The following is a 15,537-nucleotide window of genomic DNA, read 5'->3' as shown; positions in this document are numbered from 1 at the left end:
CGGAGACGGGTATCCACCCTTCGATGGATCCGCTCCGGGCGGAATGCCGGCCTGGGTATCGTGAGGCGGGTGACCTCCGCCCGCAGCTATCCCGCCACCATCGCCGCGGCGGTCGCGCACGAGACGGTCGTCCGCAAGTCGCGCTTCCTCACGCACGTCGAGCCCGTGACCTCGGTCGAGCAGGCGGAGGCGGTGATCGCGGGGATCCGCAAGAGGGCCTGGGACGCGAACCACAACTGCACCGCGATGGTCACCGGCCTGCTCGGCGATCAGGCCCGGTCGTCGGATGACGGGGAGCCCTCGGGCACGGCCGGGATCCCGATGCTGGAAGTGCTGCGTCGGCGTGGCCTGACCGACGTGGTCGCCGTGGTGACGCGGTACTTCGGCGGGGTGAAGCTCGGGGCGGGAGGGCTCGTGCGCGCATACTCCTCCGCGGTGTCGGAGACCCTCGACCAGGCGGCCCTCGTGCGCAGGGCAGCGCTGCGGCAGGTGACGCACGAGGTGCCGCACGCCGACGCGGGTCGCTACGACAACCTGCTGCGCGAGTGGGCGGCTCATCACGGCGCGACGCTCGGTGAACCGACGTATGCCGCGACGGCCACGCTCGAGCTGTGGGCCCCGCAGACGGAGCTCCCTCGACTCACCGACGATCTGGCCGCCGCGTCCGCGGGAGCTGTCGTCCCGGTGCTCGGCGTCGAGCGCATCGTCGACGTGCCCGCCTGACCCCCTTCGAATCGCGAAGGAAGCCAGTCGGGTGGATATCCTGGATGCCGCGGTCGCGGAGGGAGAGCGATGTTCGACAGTCCGCTCTCGGCGTCGGCCTATGAGGTCCTCGGCGTCGACCCCTCGATCGATGAGGACGGGTTGCGCCGCGCCTACCGCCTGCGCCTCCGGCAGACCCATCCGGACACGGGCGGCGACGCCGCTGTCTTCATCCAGGTGCAGCGCGCGTGGGAACTGGTCGGCACCGTCGAGAGCCGCGCCGCCTACGACCGCCGAACCGGCGTGACCCACGATGCCGGTGCCGAGTGGAGCGGATGGCGACCGCCGGCTGCTCGCACCGACACGCGTCCGCGCGCCCGTGCCTACGGCCACCCCGGAGGCTGGCGCCGGGAGCGCTACCTGGCGCTCATCCGCGAATGGGCGGGCCGCGGCGTCGACGTGCCCGACCCCTACGACCCCGCCCTGGTGCGCTCGGCACCGCGTGACGTGCGCCGCCTTCTCGCCGATGCCCTCGCGGAAGAGGCGACGGCGCGCACGGTCTCCGACCTCGGCATGGGCTACACCGTCTGGCACGACGTCGTGGCCGGAGCAGACGCCGACGACAAGCTCGACCACGTGATCCTCGGCCCCTCGGGTCTGTACGGCGTGATGTCGGAGGACTTCGGCGGGGTCGTCGGCTTCCGTCGCGGCGAGATCACCGGACCGAGCCTCGGCACGCGGGCGCCCGTCACCGCGGCCCTCCGCCGGATGCGAATGATCGCCAAGGCCGCACGCGTCCGATTCAGCGGCGCCATCATGGTGCTGCCCGATGACGACCTCGCCCAGGCCGTCACACCGTTGGGCACCAGTCGCGGAGTCCCGGTCGTGGTGGTGCGCCGCAGTGCGCTCGCCATGGTGCTGCGTCAGGGTGTGCCGCACGCGCGCGCGATCGGCGGCAACGAGCTGTTCGACGTCCGGACGCGCCTGCAGCAGACCGTCCGCTTCGTCTGAGCCCGCCGCCCCGCTCGCGGATCCGGAGGCGACCGGACCGTTGACTTCCGGAATCAAACCGGTTTACACTCATCAAACCGGTTCACGCTGTACATCTCTGTGCCGGGTCCACGAGGAGGTGGCATGAGCCGCACGACGATCGCCGATGTCGCCCGGGAAGCCGGCGTCACGAAGGCCACGGTCTCGCATGCCCTGAGCGGCAACCGCCCCATCTCCGAGGAGACGCGGGCGAAGGTGCTCGCCGCGGCCGAGAAGCTGGACTGGGCCCCGAGCCAGAGCGCACGGGCACTCGCCACCCGCCGGGCCAACGCCATCGCCGTGGTGCTCGCCCGCGACCCGGAGGTCATCGCGAACGACTCCTTCTTCCCGGCCTTCATCGCCGGGGTCGAGTCGGTGCTCGCGGAGACCGAGACGGCGCTCCTGCTCCAGGTCGTCCCCGACCGCCACGCCGAGGAACGGGCGTACCGCACGCTGACTCACGGCAGGGCCGACGGGGCGCTCCTGCTCGATCTGCGTACCGACGACTGGCGCGTGCCGTTCCTCGACGACCTCGGCCTGCCGACCGTGCTGGTGGGCGCTTACGACCAGCCGACCGGGCTCTCGTGCGTGCGCACCGACGATGCCGCACCGATCCGCGAGCTCGTCGCACACCTCCGCGCCGCCGGGCACGGACGCATCGCCCACGTCTCCGGCCCCCTCGACTACGTGCACTCGAAGGCACGCGCCGAGGCGTACGTCGAGGCGGTCGGCGACGACGAGCTGCTCCGCGAGGGCGACTTCACGGCCGCGAGCGGGCGCGCCCGCACCGCCGAGCTCCTCGCCCTGCCCGACCGGCCGACCGCGATCCTCTACTCGAACGACACCATGGCGATCGCCGGCCTCTCCTATGCACGCGCACAGGGACTCTCGATTCCCCAGGACCTCGCGATCTCCGGATTCGACGACGATCACCTCTCCGCCCACCTGTCGCCGGCGTTGACCAGCGTCTCCTCTGATCCCGCCGCCCGGGGCCGCGCCGCCGCCCGGCTCCTGCGGGCGGAGATCATCGGAGCGCCGCCGCGCACCGAGGTCGTCGACTGCAACGTCGTGCACTTCCGGGAGAGCACCGGGTCGGCAGCACCCGCCTGACCGCACCACCACCTACCGCACCACCCCACGGCCACGCAGCCGTACCCCGCAGTGTCAAGGAGGACATCATGAAGAAGTTCCGCGCAATCGCCCTGATCGGCGCCACCGCTCTCGTCGCCACCGGATGCTCGGCCGGAGGTGGTGGCGGGGAGGGATCCGCCGACGGCACCGGCCCCATCAGCATCTGGCTCTCCAACAACGAGCAGGAAGTCGCCTGGGGCACCGCCGTCGTCGAGGCCTGGAACGCCGAGCATCCCGACGAGCAGGTGAAGGCACAGGAGATTCCCGCCGGATCGTCGTCGGAAGAGGCCATCACCGCCGCGATCACCGCCGGCACCGCGCCCTGCCTCGTGTACAACGTGGCCCCTGCCGCGGTCTCGGGCTGGGTCAAGCAGGGAGGCCTCGTCGACCTCAGCGCGATCGACGGGGGCGCCGACTACATCACCGAGCGCGGCGGCGATGTCGACGCCTATGCCAGTGACGGCAGCTTCTACCAGCTGCCCTGGAAGTCGAACCCGGTGATGGTCATGTACAACAAGGCGCTCTTCGAAGCCGCCGGCATCGACCCCGAAGACCCGCAGATGAACACCTACGATTCCTTCCTCGAAGGCTCGCGTGCGATCGTCGACTCCGGTGTGCAGAGCGCCATCTGGCCCGCTCCGACCAGCGAGTTCTACCAGCCGTGGTTCGACTTCTATCCGCTGTACCTGGCCGAGACGGACGGCACGATGCTGGTGGAAGACGGCAAGGCCACGTTCGACTCGGACGCCGGGCGCACGGTCTCCGAGTTCTGGAAGACCTTCTACGACGAGAAGCTGTCGCCGAACGAGGCGTCGACCGACGACGCGATGTCGGCCGGCACCACCGCCATGCAGCTCGCCGGCCCCTGGGCCATCCCCTCGTACGCCGACACCGTCGACGTCGGCTTCATGCCCGTGCCGACCAGCGACGGCCGCGAGAACCCCACGACCTTCGCCGACTCCAAGAGCGTGTCGATGTTCACGGCCTGCGAGAACCAGGGCACGGCGTGGGAGTTCCTGAAGTTCTCGACCAGTGAGGAGAGCGACGGACAGCTGCTCGAGGCGACGGGCCAGATGCCGATGCGCACCGGCCTCACCGACGCCTACGGCGACTACTTCGCCGCGAACCCGAACTACGTGGCGTTCGCCGAGCAGGCCGAGAAGACCGCCGACGTCCCCAGCATCCCGAACTCCGTCGAGGCATGGCAGGCGTTCCGCGACGAGTACTCCTCCGCCGTGATCTTCGACAAGGAGTCGATCGACGACTTCCTCGGGAATGCGGCGACGAAGATCGACGAGCTCGTCGCCGAGTGACATCGTGACCGACAAGAAGCGGTTGCGCACCCGATGGCTGGGTGCGCAACCGGTCGGCGGGCTGTTCGCGCTGCCGTACTTCGTGTTCGTGATCGCGATCTTCGCGTATCCGCTCGCGTTCGCCGTCTACATCGCCTTCCACGACTACTTCTTCACGGCACCCGGCACCGAGGTCGACCGCCCGTTCGTCGGCTTCGACAACTTCGTCACGGTGCTCACCGACCCGCGGGTCCTCGGATCCTTCCGCAACACCCTGATCTTCCTCGTCATCAACGTGCCGCTCACGGCGGTGCTCGCCCTGGTCCTCGCCGCGGCGCTCAACACCGGCATCCGCTGGGTCGCCGCCTACCGCGTCGCGTTCTACGTCCCCTACCTGACGGCGAGCGTCTCCCTCGTGGGCGTGTGGATGCTGCTGTTCTCGGGCAACGGGCTGATCAACACCATCCTCGGCCCGCTCGCCCCGGATCCGTCGTGGCTCGTGAACAGCGGACTCGCGATGCCGATGATCGCGTTCTACGTGACCTGGAAGCAGCTCGGGTTCTACATCCTGCTCTACCTGGCGGCCCTGCAGAACGTGCCGAGGGAGCTCTACGAGTCGGCGGAGACCGACGGCGCCGGAGTGTTCTCGCGTTTCCGGCACGTCACGATCCCCGGGGTGCGCAGCGCCACGACCCTCGTGCTGATCCTCTCGATCATCACCGGAGCCAACCTCTTCACCGAGCCGTACCTGCTCACCAACGGCGGCGGCCCGGACGGCGCCTCGACCACCCCCGTCCTGCTGATCTACCAGCTGGGCATCCAACAGCAGAACCCCGACACGGCAGCGGCGATCGGCATGATCCTCGTGATCTTCGTCGGGATGCTGTCGCTGGCGGCCAATCGCGTGACGAGGGAGCGATGATGCGAAAGAAGCGTTCACTGCCCCGCATCCTGAGCATCATCCTGCTCACGATCGCGGCCATCGGCTTCGCCTTCCCGTTCTACTTCATGATCGTGGGGGCGTTCCAGGAGAACCCGACGAACTCCCCCAGCGAGCTGTTCCCCACGAGCGGGTGGACGGTCGACAACTTCGTCGCGATCGACTCGCGCATCGACCTGGTCGGTTCGCTGCTCAACTCGCTGATCTTCACGGCGGGCGTCCTCCTGGGAACGGTCGTGTTCGGGCTGCTCGCCGGCTATGCGATCGCCCGGCTGGACTTCCGGGGGCGTGGCGTGATCTGGGTGCTGATGCTGCTCGTGCAGATGGTGCCGTTCCAGTTGCTGATGATCCCGCTCTACGTGCAGATCACCCGCAGCTATGGACTCGGCGACTCGTATCTGGGCATGATCCTGCCGTTCCTGATCAACACCACGGCGGTGTTCATCTTCGTGCAGTTCTTCAAGGCGCTGCCGGTGGAGATCTTCGAGGCCGCACGGATCGACGGTGCCGGCGAGATCCGCTTGCTCACATCGGTGGCGATCCCGCTCATCCGCCCCGTGCTCGTGACGGTCGTGCTGGTCACGTTCATCGGCCCCTGGAACGAGTTCCTCTGGCCGTTCCTCATCACGAAGGACGCGAGCCTGCAGCCGCTGGCCGTGTCCCTCGCCAACTACATCTCCAACGTGGCGCAGTCGACGGCCAACCCGAACGGCGCGATCCTCGCCGGCGCCACGGCGCTCGCGTTCCCCGTCGTCATCCTCTTCATCGTCTTCCAGCGCTTCTTCAAAGCCACCGACCTCGGCGCGGCCGTCAAAGGCTAGCCCCCATCCCCGACAGAAAGTGCCCCATGTTCACCGGAGCCTCCTTCCCCCTCGGTCCGTTCACGCCCTACGAGAGCAACCCGATCCTGCGCCCTCGGGGTGACAGCTGGGAATCGGCCAACCTCTACAACCCGGCGGCTCTCGTCGATGGCGACGAGGTCGTGCTGCTCTACCGAGCGCACGCCGACGACATCGTCTCCCACATCGGCATCGCCCGGTCGAAGGACGGGGTGACGTTCACCCGCGAGGACGCGCCGATCCTGTCCCCGTCCGAAGACTACGAACGCTACGGCTGCGAAGATCCGCGTATCGCGCTGATCGACGGCACGTACTACCTGACCTACACGGGGTGGGATCGCCGCAGCGCGCAGCTGTGCCTGGCCACCTCGACCGACCTGCGCACCTGGACCAAGCACGGTCCGTTGTTCGACGACTTCGACACGTTCAAGACCATGGACCCGCGCGGATTCAACTGGTCGAAGGCCGGGGTCATCGTGCCGCAGCGCATGCACGGCACGTGGTGGATGTACTTCGGCGAGGGCGCGATCTACTGGGCGACCAGCGACGATCTGATCCACTGGACCCCCGGAATGCCCGACACCGAGCCGATGTACTCGCCGACGCCCGGCACCTGGGACGAGGCGCTCGTCGAGATCGGCGCCTCTCCCGTGGTGACCGACAACGGGCTGCTGCTCTTCCTCACCAACGGCGCCACCCGCACCGTGCACGACGACGGCACGGTGGAGGTGGACTACCGCTGCGGGCAGATCGCGATCGACCCCGACGAGCCGACGCGTGTCATCGCCCGATTGCAGGAGCCCTGGCTGCGCCCGCAGACGTTCGAGGACACGCACGGACTCGTCTCCAACGTGACCTTCGTGGAGGGGCTGGTGAAGTTCCACGGCAAGTGGTTCGCGTACTACGGCCAGTCCGACACGACTCTCGCTGTGGCGATCCACGACCCCGCACAGCCCTGGGGACGGGCGCTGCACACCGATGCCCCCTCGCGTACGGAAGCCGGAGAGTGACGCCGTGGAGACCTCACGACGCACGTTCCTGACCCTTGCGGCGACGGCGTCCGCCCTCGCTCTCGTCCCCGCGGAGTCGGCCGTCGCCGCGTCCGTGACGCCCGACTCGGCTGTCCGGCTCGGGGGCCCGCACCGGCGGAGGCTGACGAACCTCGCCCACCTGCGATTCCTCCTCGCGGAGGTCCCGGTCACGGCGAGCGCGACGCACACCACGTTCGGCATCGAGGCGAAGCCGACGGTCCGCGCTCCCTGGACCTACGCGGACACCGATGGAGCGGGCGGGTACCGCCCGGTCGGCGGTGGCACCCTCGACGCGGCGACGGGGTACTGGTCGCAGGGAGCGTACAACGCGGACGACATCGCGCGCGCGGCGATCGTGTTCCTCCGCGACTGGAAGGCGACGCGCGACACGCAGAGCCGCGACGAGGCGAAGGACGTCCTCCGCTCTCTGGCGTTCCTGCAGACGACGTCGGGGCCGAACGCCGGGCGCGTGGTCCTGTGGCAACAGGAGGACGGCACGCTGACCCCGAGCGCGATCCCGGTCGAGCTGCCCGATCCGTCTGACTCCGCCGAGTCCTACTGGCTGGCACGCAGCGTCTGGGCGTTCGGTGAGGGCTACGCGGCCTTCCGTCGCGAGGATCCCGAGTTCGCGGCGTTCCTCCGCGAGCGGTTGCACCTGTGCCTGGATGCGCTGCGCCGCGAGTCACTCTCCCGCGCGGGGCGATGGGTGAAGAGCGACGGCCGCCGGCTGCCCGCCTGGCTGATCGCCGGTGGCGCGGATGCGACGGCCGAAGCCATGCTCGGCCTCGCCGCCGCAGCCGAGGTCGGCGACTCCCGCAGCCGCGCCGCGCTGCAGACCTACGGCGAAGGCGTCGCCGCGATGGCCACCGATCCCTCGAAGGGCTGGCCCTTCGGCGCGATCCTGCCCTGGACCGGTTCACTCGGGTTCTGGCACGCCTGGGGTGCCGCGGCACCCGAGGCGCTGGCCCGCGGCGGGGCGCTGCTCCGGCGGCGGGAGTGGTCCGCCGCCGCCATCGCGGATGCCGGGCGCTTCACCCCGCAGGTGCTCACGTCCGGGGGTCCGCACAACGCCTGGGCACCTCTGCCGGCCGAGGCCCAGATCGCCTACGGTGCCCACGGCCGCGTCGCGGGAGCTCTGCAAGCGGCGGCCGTCGGCGGCGACGGGCTGCGCGTGCTCGCGGGTCTCGCCGCCGGGTGGTTCTTCGGCGCAAACACGGCGGGGGTTCCGGTGTACGACCCGGCGACGGGCGTGACCTTCGACGGAGTGGAGACCGACGGGCGGGTGAATCGCAACTCCGGCGCCGAGTCGACGATCCACGGGCTGCTCACGATGCTCCTGCTCGACGCCAACCGTGATGTGGCCGACCTCGCGACCTCGATCACCGGCCTCGCCTCGTTCTCGGGGCTGCGGGTCCTGGAGGCCGAGGCAGCGCGACGGTCGCCCGGCGCCGCGATCGTGACCCCCGAGACGGGCGCGTGGATCGGCGAGGGGAACCTGTCCGGCGGATCCTTCGTGCACCTGCCGAAGGGCGAGTGGGTCGAGTTCGACGTGACGGAAGCCGACGCCGTCCTGCACGGTGTCGTCTGGCGTCAGGCCGCGCAGGCAGGCGAGGCGGTGTGGGAGGTCTTCCACGGTCGACGTCGCCTGTGGACGACACGGACACCCGCCGGAGGTACCGGCGACCCCGGGCTCACCGAGGCGGAGGGGATGCTGGTACCGCAACGGCTCGGCGGCGACCTGCCGGATGCTCCGGTGACCGTGCGGTGCACGAGTCGCGGCGACGTCCGGCTCGACGCGCTTCTGATCCAGCCGCGGGTGGCGAGCGCGGTGTACACGACGACCGGACGCCCGGCCGTGCTCTACACCGAGGCGACCGGTCGCACGCAGCAGGTCGCTCCCCTGGCCCCGGGTTCCGGACGCTCCTACGACGCCGACGGCAGCCAGCGCGGACCGGCGGCCGGTCACGGGAAGGTGCGTGTTCACGGCGGAGGCTTCACCGTCACCCGCTGAATCGGGCGCCGACACGCCGTTCTTTTGAATCACTCAAAAGAAGCGCTAGGCTCGGGGACATGGAGACAGAATTCGACTCGGTGCTTCACGGCGCCGGGCTACGGTCGACCGCGGGCCGCGTCGCCGTTCTCGAAGCTCTCGACTCCATGGCCCATACGGATGCGGAGCGGCTCTACCGCGCCGTGTCCGTCGTGCTCCCGACCACGTCGATCCAGTCGGTGCACAACATCCTCACGGACCTGACGACGGCGGGCCTCATCCGTCGGATCGAACCGGCAGGTTCCGCGGCGCTCTACGAGCGGCGTATCGGCGACAACCACCACCACGTCGTCTGCACCTCTTGCGGTGCGGTCGGCGATGTGGACTGCGTGGTCGGCGACGCGCCGTGTCTCACCCCGTCCTCCGCGGCGGGATTCACCGTCCAGACAGCCGAAGTCACCTTCTGGGGCGTCTGCCCCAGCTGCCAGAACGCCGCGTAGGTCCCCGGCGATCCTCCCGTCAACAGATGGGTCATTCGTCGCGCCTGCGCGCAGAAGGAGAACACCATGACGAACCCTGCCACCCCGAAACCCGCCACCACGACGCAGACCGGCACACCGGTCGCCAGCGACGCGCACTCCCTGACGGTCGGGGCCGACGGTCCCACGGTCCTGCACGACCGCTATCTGGTCGAGAAGCTCGCCTCCTTCAACCGCGAGCGGGTGCCGGAGCGCAACCCGCACGCCAAGGGCGGCGGCGCCTTCGGCACCTTCGTCGTCACGGAAGACGTGTCGGCGTACACCCGTGCAGCCGTGTTCCAGCCCGGAGCGGAGAGCGAGACGCTCCTGCGCTTCTCCTCGGTGGCCGGTGAACAGGGCTCCCCCGACACCTGGCGCGATGTGCGCGGCTTCTCGCTGCGCTTCTACTCGACCGAGGGCAACCTCGACATCGTCGGCAACAACACCCCGACGTTCTTCCTGCGCGACGCGATGAAGTTCCCCGACTTCATCCACTCGCAGAAGCGTCTGGGCGACTCCGGCCTCCGCGACGCCGACATGCAGTGGGACTTCTGGACGCTCTCGCCCGAGACCGCCCACCAGGTCACGTACCTCATGGGCGACCGGGGCCTCCCGCGCAGCTGGCGGCACATGAACGGCTACGGCTCGCACACGTACCAGTGGGTGAACGCGGCCGGAGAGCGCTTCTGGGTGCAGTACCACTTCCTCTCCACCCTGGGCTTCGAGACCATGGAGGCCGACGAGGCCGAGAAGCTCGCCGGGTCGGACGCCGACTACTACCGCCGTGACCTCTTCGATGCGATCAGCCGGGGCGACCACCCCTCGTGGGACGTGTACGTGCAGATCATGCCGTACGACGAGGCCAAGGCCTACCGGTTCAACCCGTTCGACCTCACGAAGACCTGGTCGAAGAAGGACTACCCGCGCATCAAGGTGGGCACGTTCACGCTGAACCGCAACCCGCAGAACTTCTTCGCCGAGATCGAGCAGGCCGCATTCTCGCCTGGGAACCAGGTGCCCGGCACGGGGATCTCGCCCGACAAGATGCTGATGGCACGGGTGTTCTCGTACTCCGACGCGCAGCGCCACCGCATCGGCGCGAACTACAACCAGCTGCCGGTCAACCAGCCGCACGCGGCCGAGGTGCGCAACTACATGCACGAGGGCCAGATGCAGTACCGGTTCAACCCGGCCGAGCACCGCACCTACACGCCGAACTCCTACGGTGCGGCCGGCGGGCCCGAGGCCGATCCGGCGGCAGGCGTCGAGGCGAGCTGGGAGTCCGACGGCGAGCTGATCCGCTCCGCCGCGACGCTGCACGCCGAGGACGACGACTTCGGCCAGGCCGGCACGCTCTACCGCGAGGTGTTCGACGACGTGCAGCGGGCCCGGTTCCTGGAGACACTGACCGGCCAGGGCCGTTCGATCACGGTCGACGGCATCCGTGAGCGCTTCTTCCAGTACTGGACGAACGTCGACGCGGGACTGGGTGAGGCGCTGCGCGCGCAGGTCTGACCCCCCTCCCGCTTCCCCCTCCTCCCTCCTCCCTCCCCTTTGGGTCGAGGCCCCCGCGGCTCGTCGAGGCCCCCTCCTGTACACGCGTGCAGGAGGGGGCCTCGACGGTGAAAGGGGGCGTCGGCCGGAGGGGAGGGACAGAATGGATGGCGTGACCGTCCCGCTCTCCGACCTGACCTCCATGCCCGACCCCCAGCACGTGTACGCCCTCGACGGCACACGGCTGGCCACCTACACCTGGGGCGAGCTCGATGCCCCGGTCGTGGTGATCGTGCACGGCTTCGCTTCGAGCGCGCGCGACAACTGGGTGCTCACCGGGTGGGTGCGCGCGCTCACGGGCTCCGGATACCGCGTACTGGCACTCGACCAGCGCGGGCACGGCCTCAGCGAGAAGCCGCATGACCCCGACGGGTACCGCATCCGCACCCTCGTGACGGACGTCGAGACCGTGATGGACACGTACCTGGTCGACGACGCCTTCTACGTCGGATACTCGCTCGGAGCCCGCGTGGGATGGGAGGTCGTCCGTGAGCTTCCGCACCGCATCGGACGGGCCGTGCTGGGTGGCGTGCCCGACGGCATCCCCCTCGCCCGGCTCGACCTCGAGCAGGTGCGGGCCTACATCGCGGACGGCACTCCCGTCGCGGATCGGACCACGCAGAACTACATCACGCTCACCGAGAGGGTTCCCGGCAACGACCTGCAGGCGCTGGTCGCGCTCGCGGAGGGTATGCGGGCCTCGGGCATGATCGACCCCGATCCTTCGGATGCTCCTACCCGGCCGATCCTCTTCGCCACCGGCTCCAAGGACGCGATCATCGAGGGGTCCCGGGCTCTGGCCGCCGCGGCCCCCGACGGGCAGTTCTTCGAGATCCCGAACCGGAACCACTTCAACGCGCCCGGCTCGCGCAACTTCAAGGAAGCGGCGGTCGCGTTCCTCGCCGAGGCATAGCGCCGAAACCCCCCTCCACCGCCGAGACCCCCTCCTGCTGGCGTCAGCAGGCGGGGGTCTCGGCGAGGTGACGGGGTCTCGGCGCGGTGGGCGACCGGGCAGCTCCGGGCAGCTCCCGGGGGAGGTCCGCGTCAGACCGCGGCGGCCTCGTCACGCTTCGGCAGCACCCAACCCGCACGCGGGAAGTGGCAGGTGTATCCGTTCGGGTACTTGACCAGGTAGTCCTGGTGCTCCTCCTCGGCCTGCCAGAACGGACCGGCGGGCTCGATCGTGGTGACGGCCTTCGCCGGCCACAGGCCCGAGGCGTCGACGTCGGCGATCGTGTCGCGTGCGACCGTCTCCTGCTCGGGAGTGAGCGGGAAGATCGCGGAACGGTAGCTCGACCCGATGTCGTTGCCCTGACGGTTCAGCGTCGACGGATCATGGATCTGGAAGAAGAACGCGAGTATGTCGCGGTACGTCGTCTTCGCCGGGTCGAACACGATCTCCACGGCCTCCGCGTGACCGGGGTGGTTGCGGTACGTGGCATGGTCGTTCGAGCCGCCGGTGTAGCCGACCCGGGTGTCGAGGACTCCCGGCTGGCGGCGGATCAGGTCTTCCATGCCCCAGAAGCAGCCGCCGGCGAGGACGGCCGTCTCGGTCCCGGGCGTGCGGGTGATGGTTCCGGTGTCGGTCATGACTGCTCCTCAGAAGAATCGGTGGTGGGGTGTGCGAAGAGGGGACTGTAGCGACCGTACCCCTCCTCTTCCAGCCTGTCAGCCGGGATGAAGCGCAGGGCCGCCGAGTTCATGCAGTAGCGCAGGCCGCCCTCGGCGCGGGGACCGTCGTCGAACACGTGCCCGAGGTGGCTGTCGGCGCCCGCCGAACGTGCCTCGGTGCGCGTCATCCACAGCGAGCGGTCGGTCCGCGTGGTCACCGCATCCGCATCGATCGGCTTGGTGAAGCTCGGCCATCCGGTGCCACTGTCGAACTTGTCGGTGGACGAGAACAGGGGCTCGCCCGAGACGACGTCGACATAGATGCCGTCGTCGTGGTTGTTCCAGTACGCGTTGCGGAACGGAGGCTCGGTCGCGTCCTGCTGGGTCACCTCGTACTGCAGGGGGGTGAGGCCGCTGACGGCCTCGGGGGTCTTGCCGTAGTCGTTCGACATGATCTGACTCCTTGTCCGACGTCGCTGGCTGCGGCGTCATAGAGGAGAACCGACGAGCGGCCCGTTTTGGTCCCGCAGCCCTGGGAACGGGCTGTGAGTTTCGGGGAGTCGATAGAGTTGCCTCCGCACCGCAACCTCTCGAGGGGAACCGCCCATGTCCGTTGGACTGCTCGCCGTCGTCGACGACATCCTGAGCGCCGCGATGAAGGCGTCGGCCAAGGCAGCCGGCGTCGTGATCGACGACGCCGCGGTCACCCCGCAGTACGTGCAAGGTCTCACACCGGCCAGGGAGTTGCCCGTCGTCGGCAAGATCGCTCTCGGGTCGCTGGCGAACAAGTTCCTGATCATCATCCCGGCAGCGCTCCTGCTGACCGCATTCGCCCCGTGGGTGCTGCCGTATCTGCTGATCCTCGGCGGGGCGTACCTGTGCTTCGAGGGCGCCGAGAAGGTGCTCGAATGGTTCGGGGTGCAGCACGGTCACGCCGATGAGGGCGCCCGCGACGAGAAGAAGCTGGTGCTCGGCGCCGTGCGCACCGACCTGATCCTCTCGACCGAGATCATGCTCATCTCGCTCGCGAGCCTCGAGAAGGGGCTCGACATCTGGGCGACGCTGGCGATCCTCGCCGTGATCGCCATCCTGATGACGGGCGTCGTCTACGGCGCGGTCGCACTGCTCGTGAAGATCGACGACATCGGCCTGAAGATGGCGAAGAACCCGGTGCAGCGCGTGCGTCACACCGGCACCAGGATCGTCCGCTCCATGCCTGCGGTGTTCCGCTTCATCAGCGTGCTGGGCACGGTCGCGATGCTCTGGGTCGGCGGTCACCTCGTGCTGGTGAACCTCGGCGAGGTGGGCTGGCACTTCCCGGTCGACGTGCTGCACGGGATCGAGCATGCGCTGGAGCCGTTCGGCGGTTTCGTGGTCTGGGTGGTCGAGACGATCGTGTCGGCGATCGCCGGCCTCGCGCTCGGGCTGGTGATCGTCGGAATCGTCCTGGGCATCGCCCGGCTCTTCGGCAAGACTCCCAACTTCCACGAGGGCGAGGCGTCCCCCGCCGACGTGCACGTCTGAGCGGTACCCTTCGACTGATCATTCCGACGGTCGCTTCCCCCTCTGCCCGTCGATCGAGTTGGTCGCGGGAGCGAGGCCCCCTGTATGGCCCCGCGACCGAGTGACACTCCGGCATCGCCGTTGCCGTATCCTCGACGCCATGTCCGCCTCCCCGCACACGCTGAAGCCCGGCGACGCGTCGCGCGGTGCCGACCGTTGGTTCCGCGAGCAGGGGCTCCCGACGTTCGTGCCGCTGCGCCGCTGGTTCACGGATCTGCCCCGACGCGTGGCGCCGCTGATCGCCTGGGTCGCCGTGGCTGCGTACCTCTTCCAGGACGGGATCGAGCTCGTGATCGAGTTCGCCATCGATGACGAGTACCCCGAGGTGGCCGCTTTCATGCTGCTCCTGGCGCTGGTCATCTTCGTGCTGGCGGCGGGTCTCGCCTGGGCCGCCTACTTCCTCGTCCGTGCCCTGCTGCGTCGGCTTCCGGTGGGCATCGGCACCGCGGTCGCCCTCCTCGTGATAGCCGGATGCCTCGCCTTCACGATCGCGTGGGGCTACAGCGCACAGCCGGACGCCTCGGTCGGACCCGTCCTCCGCACGCTCCTGGTGCTCGGCCTCTGCATCCTGGTGACCGGCATGGGCGGTGGTGCCTTGATCTCCTGGGCCTCCCGCCTCGCGGTGCGCAACGCATCGGCGATCGGTCACATGGCCTCGATCGCGCTGCCGGTGATCCTCATGCTCGTCGTGTTCTCCTTCTTCTCCGTCGAGGTGTGGCAGATGGCCTCCGCGATGTCCTGGGGATCGATCGCGCTGCTCACCCTCGTCGTCGCGGTGCTCGCGGGTATCGTCGTGCTGCGGGTCGCCGCCTCCGAGATCGAGGACGACGCGCAGGCGCCGTCGGATGAGCAGCGCACCGCCCTGCTCGTCGGCACACCCGCCGAAGGACGCCGTGTCGCGCCCGGCGCACCGCGAAGGCTGCGCGCACCGCAACGCATCAACATCCTGCTCGCCCTGACCGTCGCTCAGTTGGTGCAGGCGCTGTTCTTCGCCGGGCTGCTCGCGGCGCTGCTGATCATCATCGGCGCGATCACCGTCCCCGCGGGGCTCGTCGGCCTCTGGCTCGGGCCCGGCAGCGCCACACAACCGATGACGGTGCAGCCTCTCGAGTTCTTCGGGGCGACGCTGCCGCTCACCGTCAACCTCCTCAAGGTGGCGACGATCCTCGCGGTGATCGCGGCCCTCCCGTTCGTCTTCTCCGCCGTCAGCGAGACCCGCTACCGCGAGCGATTCTTCGACCCGATCATGGTCGACATGCGCCGCGCGATCCTCGTGCGCGATGCGATCGACACGACACCGTCGCGCTGACGGGCGTAACTGTTCGGTTGCGACGCAT

The 15,537-nt window shown here is 69.2% G+C and carries 15 protein-coding genes; 13 read left to right on the top strand and 2 right to left on the bottom strand.

Annotation, left to right across the window (positions count from 1 at the left end; translation table 11 throughout):
• Nucleotides 1-69: 69 nt before the first annotated feature.
• The 11 genes from LVJ59_RS16725 (at nucleotide 70) to LVJ59_RS16675 (ending at nucleotide 11,939) form a co-directional block, all read left to right on the top strand.
• Entirely contained in the window at nucleotides 70-723 is a 654-nt protein-coding gene (locus tag LVJ59_RS16725; protein ID WP_232763866.1) for a YigZ family protein, read from the top strand.
• Nucleotides 724-792: 69 nt separating this feature from the next.
• The gene (locus tag LVJ59_RS16720) at nucleotides 793-1,713 is read left to right on the top strand and encodes a J domain-containing protein (RefSeq protein WP_232763865.1); all 921 of its coding nucleotides are present in this window, start codon (nucleotides 793-795) and stop codon (nucleotides 1,711-1,713) included.
• Nucleotides 1,714-1,836: 123 nt separating this feature from the next.
• Nucleotides 1,837-2,841 (top strand): LacI family DNA-binding transcriptional regulator, encoded by a 1,005-nt coding sequence (locus tag LVJ59_RS16715; protein ID WP_232763864.1) that lies wholly within the window; start codon nucleotides 1,837-1,839, stop codon nucleotides 2,839-2,841.
• A 68-nt stretch (nucleotides 2,842-2,909) separates the two neighbouring features.
• Complete coding sequence (locus LVJ59_RS16710) at nucleotides 2,910-4,175, top strand: extracellular solute-binding protein (RefSeq protein ID WP_134352510.1); 1,266 nt, start codon at nucleotides 2,910-2,912, stop codon at nucleotides 4,173-4,175.
• Between the two features lie 4 nt (nucleotides 4,176-4,179).
• Nucleotides 4,180-5,076: a carbohydrate ABC transporter permease gene (locus tag LVJ59_RS16705; RefSeq protein ID WP_131494437.1), complete on the top strand. Its 897-nt coding sequence runs from the start codon at nucleotides 4,180-4,182 to the stop codon at nucleotides 5,074-5,076.
• The gene (locus tag LVJ59_RS16700) at nucleotides 5,073-5,915 is read left to right on the top strand and encodes a carbohydrate ABC transporter permease (protein ID WP_232763863.1); all 843 of its coding nucleotides are present in this window, start codon (nucleotides 5,073-5,075) and stop codon (nucleotides 5,913-5,915) included. Before LVJ59_RS16705 ends, LVJ59_RS16700 begins: the two co-directional genes overlap by 4 nt.
• 26 nt (nucleotides 5,916-5,941) lie before the next feature.
• On the top strand, nucleotides 5,942-6,943 hold the full coding sequence (locus LVJ59_RS16695) for a glycoside hydrolase family 130 protein (protein WP_232763862.1): 1,002 nt from the start codon (nucleotides 5,942-5,944) through the stop codon (nucleotides 6,941-6,943).
• A gap of 4 nt (nucleotides 6,944-6,947) precedes the next feature.
• On the top strand, nucleotides 6,948-8,975 hold the full coding sequence (locus LVJ59_RS16690) for a hypothetical protein (RefSeq protein WP_232763861.1): 2,028 nt from the start codon (nucleotides 6,948-6,950) through the stop codon (nucleotides 8,973-8,975).
• A 59-nt stretch (nucleotides 8,976-9,034) separates the two neighbouring features.
• Nucleotides 9,035-9,454: a Fur family transcriptional regulator gene (locus tag LVJ59_RS16685; RefSeq protein WP_232763860.1), complete on the top strand. Its 420-nt coding sequence runs from the start codon at nucleotides 9,035-9,037 to the stop codon at nucleotides 9,452-9,454.
• Between the two features lie 66 nt (nucleotides 9,455-9,520).
• Complete coding sequence (locus LVJ59_RS16680; protein WP_047524506.1) at nucleotides 9,521-10,987, top strand: catalase; 1,467 nt, start codon at nucleotides 9,521-9,523, stop codon at nucleotides 10,985-10,987.
• Between the two features lie 151 nt (nucleotides 10,988-11,138).
• Nucleotides 11,139-11,939: an alpha/beta fold hydrolase gene (locus LVJ59_RS16675; protein WP_232763859.1), complete on the top strand. Its 801-nt coding sequence runs from the start codon at nucleotides 11,139-11,141 to the stop codon at nucleotides 11,937-11,939.
• A gap of 131 nt (nucleotides 11,940-12,070) precedes the next feature.
• On the opposite strand, the gene msrA is transcribed toward LVJ59_RS16675, so the two are convergent.
• Both msrA and msrB read right to left on the bottom strand, forming a co-directional pair.
• Complete coding sequence (gene msrA / locus LVJ59_RS16670; RefSeq protein WP_047522878.1) at nucleotides 12,071-12,616, bottom strand: peptide-methionine (S)-S-oxide reductase MsrA; 546 nt, start codon at nucleotides 12,614-12,616, stop codon at nucleotides 12,071-12,073.
• Nucleotides 12,613-13,089 (bottom strand): peptide-methionine (R)-S-oxide reductase MsrB, encoded by a 477-nt coding sequence (msrB, locus tag LVJ59_RS16665; RefSeq protein WP_232763858.1) that lies wholly within the window; start codon nucleotides 13,087-13,089, stop codon nucleotides 12,613-12,615. Before msrB ends, msrA begins: the two co-directional genes overlap by 4 nt.
• Before the next feature lie 154 nt (nucleotides 13,090-13,243).
• Between msrB and LVJ59_RS16660 the strand changes: the two genes are divergently transcribed.
• Both LVJ59_RS16660 and LVJ59_RS16655 read left to right on the top strand, forming a co-directional pair.
• Nucleotides 13,244-14,161: a DUF808 domain-containing protein gene (locus tag LVJ59_RS16660; RefSeq protein WP_232763857.1), complete on the top strand. Its 918-nt coding sequence runs from the start codon at nucleotides 13,244-13,246 to the stop codon at nucleotides 14,159-14,161.
• A 139-nt stretch (nucleotides 14,162-14,300) separates the two neighbouring features.
• Nucleotides 14,301-15,509, top strand: coding sequence for a hypothetical protein (locus LVJ59_RS16655; protein ID WP_153243168.1), 1,209 nt, complete (start codon nucleotides 14,301-14,303; stop codon nucleotides 15,507-15,509).
• Nucleotides 15,510-15,537 lie beyond the last annotated feature (28 nt).

Source organism: Microbacterium sp. KKR3/1 (assembly GCF_021272365.1).
In the GTDB taxonomy this organism is placed as follows: Bacteria; Actinomycetota; Actinomycetes; order Actinomycetales; family Microbacteriaceae; genus Microbacterium; species Microbacterium aurugineum.
This window is presented reverse-complemented; position numbering and strand designations above follow the sequence as displayed.